The following is a 9204-nucleotide window of genomic DNA, read 5'->3' on the forward strand; positions in this document are numbered from 1 at the left end:
ACGAGATCGACACCCAGCCTCTTGGCGTAGGCCCGCACCGGCGGCGTCGATCGAGGGCGCTCGATCACGGGGTCGACGCTCGCCGTCGGCGAGGCATCGTGCGGTGCCGCCTCGAGCACCGCGGTGTCACTGACCCGTGATGCTCCTCCGACGCGGCGTGCTCTGCGTGCAGGGCGCCCGGACGCCGAGGGAGCGGCGCCGTATCCGACCAGGTTGGGCTGCGCCTTCTCCTCCGTGCCGCCAGCGTTCGATGATGTCGTCTCGGGAGCGGGAGCATCATCCGTCCCCGGTACGTCGAAGGCGATCAGCGGAGCACCCACAGACACGGTCTGACCCGCAGCGGCGTGCAGCGTCGTGACGATTCCCTCGTAGGGCGAGGGCAACTCGACCACGGCCTTCGCAGTCTCGACCTCGGCGAGGGTCTGATTGAGGGTCACCGTGTCGCCCGGCGAGACCAGCCACTGCACGACATCGGCTTCGGTGAGTCCTTCACCGAGATCGGGCAGCCGGAACTCGGCGATCATGCGTCCGCTCCCGTCAGGCTGTTCGGGCGATCGAGCACACGGTCGACCGCATCGAGGAGTCGATCGAGGTCGGGCAGATGGTACTTCTCGAGCTTCGCCGGCGGGTACGGCACGTCATGTCCCGTCACTCGCAGCGGAGCGGACTCCAGGTACTCGAAGCACCGCTCGGTGATGCTGGCGATGACCTCGGCGGCCACCCCCGCCTCGCGCGACGCTTCATGGGCCACGACGACGCGCCCGGTCTTGCGCACCGACGCCGCGACGGTGTCGTAGTCCACCGGCGACAGCGAACGCAGATCGATCACCTCGAGCGAGATGCCCTCGTCCTCGGCCGCATCCGCTGCCTGCAGAGCGGTGGTGACCATCGCGCCGTAGGTGATCAGCGTGGCTGCGCTTCCTTCGCGCACGACCCGCGCGAGACCCATCGGTGCGGAGTCCGCGAGAGCGGCATCGAGGTCGACCTCGCCCTTGTGGTGGTAGAGCCGCTTCGGCTCGAAGAAGATCACCGGGTCGTCCGAGGCGATCGCCTGACGGAGACTCCGATAGGCGTCGTCCGGGTTCGATACGGCGATCACACGCAGCCCGGCGGTATGCACGAAGTACGCCTCCGGCGATTCGGAATGGTGCTCCGCCGCCCCGATCCCCCCGGCCCAGGGGATTCGGATCGTGATCGGCATCTTCACCCTGCCCTGCGTGCGGTAGTGCAGCTTGGCGACCTGGGCGACGATCTGATCGAACGCCGGGTAGACGAAGCCGTCGAACTGGATCTCGACGACCGGACGGTAACCGCGGAAGGCCAGCCCCACCGCCATGCCGACGATGCCGGATTCCGCGAGAGGCGTGTCGATGACGCGTTGTGCGCCGAACTCGTCGAGCAGGCCGTCGGTGATGCGGAACACGCCACCGAGCTTGCCGATGTCCTCGCCGAGCAGCACGACCTTGTCGTCGTCGAGCATCGCCCGGCGCAGACCCGCGCCCAGCGCCTTTCCGAGAGTCAGCTCCGTCATGGTCACGCCTCGCCCTCGAACGTCGCGATGTAGGCCGCGTACTCGTCGCGCTGCCGATCGAGCCCGGTGTGCGGCTCGGCGTAGACGCCGTCGAACACCGACAGCGGCGGCCGCGTGACCATGGCCAGGCACTGCGCCCGCATCTCACGCGCGACCCGGTCGGCCTCGGCCTGCGTCTCGGCGACCTGGGCGTCGCTCAGCTCGCCGAGCCCACGCAGGTGTGCCTCCAGACGTGCGATCGGGTCGCGACGACGCCAGGATTCGAGCTCGTCATCCTCGCGGTACCGCGTCGGGTCGTCAGCGGTGGTGTGCGGCCCCATCCGATAGGTCACGGCCTCGATGTAAGCGGGTCCCTTGCCGGAACGTGCGTGCGCGAGTGCCCAGCGCATGGCGGCGAGGCAGGCGAGCACGTCGTTGCCGTCGACCCGCAGGCTCGGGATGCCGAATCCCGGTGCGCGACCGGCGATCGGATACTGCGACTGCACCGACACCGGCTCGGAGATCGCCCAGTGATTGTTCTGGCACACGAAGACGACGGGCGCCTGGTAGGACGAGGCGAAGATCATCGCCTCGTTCACGTCTCCCTGGCTGGTCGCGCCGTCCCCGAAGTATGTGACCGCCACCTCGTCGGCACCGTCGTGACGGATGCCGAGCGCATAGCCCACCGCGTGCAGCGTCTGCGCGCCGATGATGATCTGCAGAGGGGCGACCCTGAGGGCGGCGGGGTCGTGCCCGGCCCCCTCTTCGCCGCGCCACATGCGCACGAAGTCGCCGGGCTCCGCGCCGCGAGCATAGATGACGCCGGTCTCGCGGTAACTCGGGAAGACGTAGTCCTGCGGCGCCAGCGCGCGGGCGGTTCCGATCTGCGTGGCCTCCTGACCCTGGCACGGTGCCCACAGTCCGAGCTGTCCCTGACGCTGCAGCGCGACGCCCTCGGAATCTATCCGGCGAAGGACGACCATGTCGCGGTGCAGAGCGCGCAGCTGCGCCGCATCGACGTCGTCGACGAAGCCATCGAGCTGAGGGTTCGCGACCCTCGCGCCATCCGGGGTGAGGATGCGCTCTGCGAGTTCGAGATCCTGTGCGGTGTCGGCGATCGGGGTGATCTGCGGTGACATCATCGTCCTCCTCGTTGCTGGCCGTCGTCACGGGTTCTACGCGCGGCCCCGGCATCATCGCCGGTTTCCTCGAGCGTACGTCCGCTCATCACCTCGCTCAAGCAACCACGATCGGCTTGAGCATGTTGCCCAATCCGGGTCCTGCCAGCCCTGCTATTGTTTGGCACTATGGCCGGACTTGACCGCATCGATCTGGAACTGCTCGCCGCGCTCGCCGACGATCCCCGCGTCACGATCGTCGCTCTCGCCGAGAATCTCGGCCTGTCGCGCAACACCATCCAGGCGCGTATGACCAGGCTCGAGCAGACCGGGATCTTCCAGTCCTACGAGAGGTCGTTCTCGACCGATGTGCTCGGCTTCCCCCTGCAGGCGTTCGTGAGCATCGGGGTGCGTCAGACGGAGCTTCCGCGCATCATCAACGAACTCGCGCGCATCCCCGAGGTCGTGCAGGCGCACGGTCTGAGCGGATCGATCGACCTGCTCGCCCGCGTGGCGTGCCGCGACGCGAGGCACCTCTTCGACACCGACGCCCGCATCCTCTCGATCGAGGGGGTCGAACGCACCGAGACCTCGCTCGCCATGGGAGAGGTGATCCCGTTCCGTGTCGCAGGGCTCATAGGCCTCGCGCGACGGGAATCCTGAGGAACCGACGAACCGCGCCCGCGGCTTCCGCGGGCGTCTCATAGTGGATCAGATGCCCGACGTGGGCGATCTCGACGAGCGAGGCGTCGTCGAACCGCTTCACGAGCTCGCGTTCCACCTCGATAGGGGTGATGTCGTCCCGCTGGGCGGCGATCAGCAGAGTGGGCGTGGAAATGGACTCCGCGAACTCGCTCACATCGTGTGACACGCTGGCGACGAAGGCGTCGCGCAGCACATCGCGGTCGGCGAACCGCGAGAAGTAGGCGTCGTGCTGGTCGTGGATGAATCGACGCAGCTCCGGATCCGTGGTCTTCGCCATGGCGATGCTCATGACCCTCACGATCAGGCGGTTGCGAAGCAGCGCGGTGCCGGCCCGCTCGGGCAGGCGTGCACCCAGCGAGTAGTAGAGCACTGCGAGCCTCGTCATGATGCCCTTGGGACCCTCGAGCGCCGGGGCGCCGATCGGATTGATGAGGATCAGCCGCGGGGTCTGGAGCCCTGCCGCGACCGCTGCGGAGGTCACGATCGATCCGAAGGAGTGTCCGAGGATCACCGCCCCCGGCGCGACCTCCGTTGCGAACTCCGTCAGCCAGGCCACGTACTCGTCGAGGTCGTAGGTGCGGCCTCCCACGGGAGCGGTCTCGCCGAACCCCGGAAGGTCGGGGGCGATCACGCGAGCCTCGGGCAGGAACGCCAACACGGACTCGAGCCCGTGATGGTCGCCGCGGAAGCCATGGACCGCGATGACGGTGACATCGGAATCCGCAGGGCCGTACTCCCAATATGCGGTGAGTCCGCCTCGCACCTCGACCTCACGACGCTCGACCGGCAGACGGCTCAGACGGTCGGCGTAGGGAGAGGGGGCGCTCATGATCCCAGTCTATTGGCGCGGCATGGGCGCTCTCCGTGTGCCTTCGCGCAGATGTCGGCACCCCGATCTACGGTGAGATCATGCCCCCGGCTCCCTCGCTCCCGCACTGGATCACTCGTGTCGGCGTGTTCGACCTGGAGACCACCGGAGTCGATGTCGAGAACGATCGGGTCGTCACAGCCCACGTCGGGCTGCTCGACGCCGACGGACGCGAGATCGCCGCCCGGGACTGGCTCGCCGACCCCGGCATCGAGATACCGGCCGGTGCGACAGCCGTGCACGGAGTCACGACCGAGCATGCACGTCGTTTCGGCCGTCCCGTGGCCGAGGTGGTGGCCGAGATCACCTCCGCTCTGCGGTCGCTTCTCTCACAGGGGGTGCCTGTGGTGGCCTACAACGCCGCCTACGACTTCTCGCTTCTGGCGCACGAAGCGCATCGGCACGCGGTCGCACCGCTGCACGATCCGTCGCCCATCATCGATCCCCTGGTCATCGACAAGGCCTATGACCGCTACCGCCCGGGAAAGCGGACGCTGCAGGTGGTCGCGGCCCTCTACGCGGTGCAGCTCGACGACGCCCACGAGGCGGCAGCGGATGCCGTCGCCGCGGGCAGGGTCGCCCAGGCGCTCGCTCGTCAGTTCGTTCTCCCTGACACGCTCGCAGAGCTGCACACCCGCCAGATCGGCTGGGCCCGGTCGCAGGCGGAGAGCCTCACCGAGTACTTCATCCGCATCGGACGGCTCGACCCGGAANNCGCAGCGGACGGCGCGACCCGGAAGACACGATCGACGGCACCTGGCCGGTACGGCGCCACCGTGCGCAGGAGGGAGCGGACTCGCATGCGGTTCCGCACCCGTGATGTCTCACGCGTCGAGAGCACCTGGAAGCAGTTCGTGCCGTCGGCCGTGTTGCACGACGTCGATCCGAACCGCTTCCTCTTCGACTGGCACTCCGCCGATCTCGGCGGTGTGAACCTCGTACGCTACGACCTCGCGGCCGAGGTGCGTTCGACCGCCGAACCTCAAGACCAGATCCTGGTCTGCCGAGTGGACGGACGGGACGCTCGAGTGTGGTCCGACCGGGAAGATCTCGACCCGAGCCGACCCTGGATCTCCGACGGCCCGCGTGTACACGCGCACTGGGAGCAGGGGGCCCGCGTGACGGCGCTCGTGTTCGAACGCGACACCCTCACCCGCCTCGCGCGGCGGATCAGCGGTGACGACCGGATCGCGGTCAGGCTCGACGACCTGTCTCCGCGCACCGCACACGCGGCGGGCGCCTGGGACCGGATGTTCGCGTATCTCGAGCAGAGCGCGGGAGTCCTCGACGATGCCGGTGACGACGAACTCCTGCGCAGCGAGCTGGCACGCCATGCAGCGGCTACGACTCTCGCGGCGTTCGCGACGACGAGCCGTGTGGCGCGCCACCGACCGGCGCAGAGCGCTCCCGCTCCGGCGACCGTGCGCCGCGCTCTCGACTTCATCGCAGAGAACGCCCACCGGCCGATCACCGTCGACGACGTGGCCGCAGCGGTGCACATCTCGACTCGGGGTCTGCAATACGCCTTCCGGCGCGCTCTCGACACGACTCCGGCGGAATCTCTTCGCCAGGCACGTCTGGACGGAGCGCATCGCGATCTTCGATCCGGGGTGCCGTCGTCCGTCGCTGCAGTGGCGCGCCGGTGGGGCTTCTCGCATCCGTCTCGTTTCGCCGCGGCCTATCGCGGTGCCTACGGCGTGCTTCCCTCTGTGACGGCGGCGCAGCACCGGAGATGACACCACACGAACAACTTTTTCGCATGGCTCGCGCGTCGCCGTCGTTCTCGACGCTCGCGTCCGGCCGGCGGCATAGATTCCGACGTATGGGTTCTCTCTATTACGGCGGCTCGGAGCCGATCCATATCGAAGACCGTGCGCTCGCGCATCTCAAAGTCGTCGTCGCGACCAAACTGCGTCGCAACGAGAGATTCACACTCACCGGGAAGCACCCGGAAGGCGATTCCGAGGGCCGATCGACCGTGTGGCTGCAAACCCCGAACCCGCCGCGCTTCGTGTTCGACGAGACCGAGACGCCCGTACTCAGCAGGCGCTGGATCGAGGATCTCGCGCACTCGGCCAGTTCGAGCGGCGGCATCACCCTCGTCGACGAGGTCATCGATGCGTCGGAGGATCTCGAGACGGCCGACTCGCGCTGAATCAGCGATCGATCGGCCGGACTCGTCGCCGGTGTCAAGTCCCTCGCCCCGCGCACCTGTTCGATGAGACGATCATCACGATGACAGCAGCCATGGTGAGACGAGTCGAAGCGGTGCGTTCGCCCCGCGGGGCAAACGCCGACGAGACGTCCACCACATCCGTGGTCATCCCCGTGAAGGACGATGCAGCGCTGCTCGCACGGTGCCTGGCCGCGCTGCATGCCCAAGATGCCCCGGCCGATGAGATCATCGTGGTCGACAACGGCTCGTCGGACGATTCCGCGGCGATCGCACGCGCTGCCGGTGCCCGCGTGATCAGCTGCCTGGAGCCCGGGATCTCGGCCGCGGCATCAGCGGGATACGACGCGGCCCGCGGAGCTCGGATCCGGCGGCTCGACGCGGACTGCGAACCGGATGCCGGGTGGATCAGGGCGGTCACCTCTGCGTTCGCGGAGGATCCGCGCGTCGCCGCGGTCACAGGACCCGCCCGCTTTCTCGACGGGCCGGTCGCACTGCGCTCCCCCCTCGCCCGCTTGTATCTCGGGGCCTACACCACCGTGCTCAGCGTCACTCTGGGCCACCGCCCGCTGTTCGGCTCGAACCTCGCGTTCCGCCGAGACGCCTGGGTCGCGGTGCGGGCCGACGTCCACCGATGCGATCCCGAGATCCATGACGACCTCGACCTCGCCTTCCATCTGGGAGAGCACCACCGAATCGGTCACCTGCCGGGAGAGTTCATGGGGATGTCGATGCGACCGCTCACAGCCGGGCAGTTCGGGCGACGTGTGCACCGGGGGTTCCGAAGCGTCCTGGTGCACTGGCCCCGGGACTTCCCACCGTTCAGATGGGGGCGACTGATCGTCCACCGCCATGTTCGAAGCCCTGCACCTCGGCGGACGCGAACATGACGCAGCCGCTGCTCGATGCTCCGGCACCGGCCGACATCCACGTGATCTCGTTCAACATCCGACGCGCCATGGACGGTCCTCTGCATCGTCCCCGCGACAGGTGGAGTGTTCGAGCCCCGGTTGTCGCTTCCCTTCTCCGCTCCGAACGACCGACGATCCTCGGCTTGCAGGAGGCACTCCCCCGCGCGATGGACGTCGTGATGAATGCCCTCGGCCCGACGTATCGGTTCATCGGTCGAGGACGCGGTCGTGCGGGCGCCGGAGAAGGCGTGCCGCTCGTGTACGACGCGGAGCGCCTGCGCCTCCATGCCTGGGATCAGCGCTCGCTCTCGGCCCATCCGCACAGAGCAGCGAGCCGATCGTGGGGCAACGTCATCCCTCGCATCCTCGTCTGGGCCGAATTCTCCGTCAGATCCACGAACACCAGATTCCTGGCTGTGAACACCCACCTCGACCATCTCTCGCCCGGTTCCCGACGACACTCGGCCGAAGCGATCGCGGGAGTGGTCGCGAGCACAGGCCTTCCCGCGCTCGTGATGGGCGATCTCAATGCCGGTCCGCGTTCGCGGGCAGTCCGCACCCTCCTGACACGAGGCGGGCTGGTCGATTCCTGGCGCAGCGCTGACAGGCGTCTCACCCCCCTGTGGGGCTCTCTCTCCGGTTATCGGCGCCCCCGCGTCGCAGCTCGACGCGTCGACTGGATCCTCGCCACCCCCGACGTGCGGGTCCGGGCGGCGGCGATGAACGCACGGAGCTTCGAGGGAGTCCGGCCGTCCGATCACCTTCCCGCCCAGGCCCTGCTCCGCATCGACGAGGAGACGCGATGAAAGAGGACTTCCTCCGCCCCCCGCAGTCCCTCGCGGAGTGGTCTGCCGATGCGCTGCGTGTTCTGGGGATCATCGGTGTGCTGATCGCCGCGATCTGGCTCGCTCCGACCGATGCGGGCATCGCGGCGCTCGCGCTTCCCGCCCTCATGCTTCCCCGGATGTTGGGCGTGCGGGGCTGGTTCGATGTCGTCGTCTGCCTGACGGTGCTCGCTGCCGCGTGGAGCAATGTCTTCGACCTGTACCGGAGCGTCCCGGGGTGGGACCTGCTCCTGCATCTCTCCTGCACGGGGATTCTGGCGGTCATCGCCGCGCTCATCCTCACGCGCACGGGGGTGGCGGCGGTGACCCGGGAGTCCGGTGCGCGTGCGCGCACCCCGCTCATCCTGCTGCCGTTGATCGCGCTCGCGCTCAGCGCCGTGTGGGAGATGATCGAGTGGCTGGGGTGGGCGTACCTGAGCGACGACATCTTCGTCACCTATCAGGACACGATCGGCGACATGGTCTTCGGCGGGCTCGGCGGACTCGCCGCAGGCGTGGTGCTCGCGCGGACTTCAGTGGAACGCGCGGTGCCGGACACCCGCATCGAGGACGCGCTGCGCAGCGGACGCGCAGGGAAGGAGTAGGGCGGGCGGGACTTGAACCCGCGATCGTTGGGTTATGAGCCCACTGCCTTAACCAGCTTGGCCACCGCCCCGTGTTTCTCAGCCTAGTGGGCGGCTCTGCTCAGATCGGTGTCGCTGCCGCGTGCGTCTCGAGGTGTGCGAGGTAGATGTCGGCGTTGGAGAGGAGTCCCGCTCGTTCGTCCTCGCTGAGGGCGCGCCGCACCCGTGCGGGGACTCCCGCCACGAGTGAACCGTCGGGGATCTCCGTGCCTGCGAGCACGACGGCGCCACCCGCGATCAGACACGCGGCGCCGATCACCGCGCCGCTGAGCACCACGGCGCCCATGCCGATGAGCGAACCGTCGCCGATCGTGCAGCCGTGCACGACCGCGTTGTGACCGATCGAGACCTTCGCGCCGACGATCACGGGGTGGCCCGCATCGACGTGGATCGAGACGTTGTCCTGCACGTTGCTCGCGGCGCCGATGACGATGCCGGCGGAATCACCGCG

The 9204-nt window shown here is 68.3% G+C and carries 11 protein-coding genes, 1 tRNA gene and 1 pseudogene; 7 read left to right on the forward strand and 6 right to left on the reverse strand.

Features of this window, described 5'->3' with window-relative positions; all coding sequences use genetic code 11:
• The 3 genes from J7E68_RS19510 to pdhA all read right to left on the reverse strand — a co-directional run.
• The coding region (locus tag J7E68_RS19510) for a biotin/lipoyl-containing protein (RefSeq protein WP_285224719.1) at positions 1-524 on the reverse strand (524 nt) is incomplete at its 3' end.
• A complete protein-coding gene (locus J7E68_RS02275) occupies positions 521-1531 on the reverse strand; it encodes an alpha-ketoacid dehydrogenase subunit beta (RefSeq protein ID WP_215169477.1) in 1011 nt (336 codons plus the stop codon). The genes J7E68_RS02275 and J7E68_RS19510, both read right to left, overlap by 4 nt.
• A 2-nt stretch (positions 1532-1533) precedes the next feature.
• Positions 1534-2649, reverse strand: coding sequence for a pyruvate dehydrogenase (acetyl-transferring) E1 component subunit alpha (gene pdhA / locus J7E68_RS02280; RefSeq protein WP_215169491.1), 1116 nt, complete (start codon positions 2647-2649; stop codon positions 1534-1536).
• Positions 2650-2817: 168 nt separating this feature from the next.
• On the opposite strand from pdhA, the gene J7E68_RS02285 reads away from it, so the two are divergent.
• Positions 2818-3291 (forward strand): Lrp/AsnC family transcriptional regulator, encoded by a 474-nt coding sequence (locus J7E68_RS02285; protein ID WP_215169479.1) that lies wholly within the window; start codon positions 2818-2820, stop codon positions 3289-3291.
• Here the strand turns inward: J7E68_RS02285 and J7E68_RS02290 are convergent.
• Entirely contained in the window at positions 3263-4162 is a 900-nt protein-coding gene (locus J7E68_RS02290) for an alpha/beta fold hydrolase (RefSeq protein ID WP_215169481.1), read from the reverse strand. The two genes, J7E68_RS02285 and J7E68_RS02290, sit on opposite strands and share 29 nt — an antisense overlap.
• Before the next feature lie 80 nt (positions 4163-4242).
• Between J7E68_RS02290 and J7E68_RS02295 the strand changes: the two are divergent.
• From J7E68_RS02295 to J7E68_RS02320, 6 genes and pseudogenes are all read left to right on the forward strand, one after another.
• A pseudogene (locus J7E68_RS02295) lies at positions 4243-4929 on the forward strand (exonuclease domain-containing protein); the annotation flags it as partial.
• A 522-nt stretch (positions 4930-5451) separates the two neighbouring features.
• Positions 5452-5937 carry an AraC family transcriptional regulator gene (locus J7E68_RS19515; protein WP_251048547.1) on the forward strand — a complete coding sequence of 162 codons (486 nt, stop codon included), beginning with the start codon at positions 5452-5454 and terminating at the stop codon, positions 5935-5937.
• An 86-nt stretch (positions 5938-6023) separates the two neighbouring features.
• Positions 6024-6356 carry a hypothetical protein gene (locus J7E68_RS02305; RefSeq protein ID WP_215169483.1) on the forward strand — a complete coding sequence of 111 codons (333 nt, stop codon included), beginning with the start codon at positions 6024-6026 and terminating at the stop codon, positions 6354-6356.
• Between the two features lie 161 nt (positions 6357-6517).
• Complete coding sequence (locus tag J7E68_RS02310) at positions 6518-7264, forward strand: glycosyltransferase (RefSeq protein WP_311416098.1); 747 nt, start codon at positions 6518-6520, stop codon at positions 7262-7264.
• Complete coding sequence (locus J7E68_RS02315) at positions 7261-8091, forward strand: endonuclease/exonuclease/phosphatase family protein (RefSeq protein WP_215169485.1); 831 nt, start codon at positions 7261-7263, stop codon at positions 8089-8091. The genes J7E68_RS02310 and J7E68_RS02315 overlap by 4 nt, the downstream gene beginning before the upstream one ends.
• Complete coding sequence (locus J7E68_RS02320; protein WP_215169487.1) at positions 8088-8714, forward strand: hypothetical protein; 627 nt, start codon at positions 8088-8090, stop codon at positions 8712-8714. Before J7E68_RS02315 ends, J7E68_RS02320 begins: the two co-directional genes overlap by 4 nt.
• Here J7E68_RS02320 and J7E68_RS02325 read toward each other — a convergent pair.
• Positions 8712-8785 (reverse strand) — tRNA-Ile (locus J7E68_RS02325). The two genes, J7E68_RS02320 and J7E68_RS02325, sit on opposite strands and share 3 nt — an antisense overlap.
• 29 nt (positions 8786-8814) lie before the next feature.
• Positions 8815-9204, reverse strand: a 390-nt coding sequence (locus tag J7E68_RS02330; protein ID WP_215169489.1) for a gamma carbonic anhydrase family protein, incomplete at its 5' end; no start/stop codon positions are given.

The sequence above is a fragment of the Microbacterium sp. ISL-103 genome, assembly GCF_018613995.1.
GTDB lineage: Bacteria > Actinomycetota > Actinomycetes > Actinomycetales > Microbacteriaceae > Microbacterium.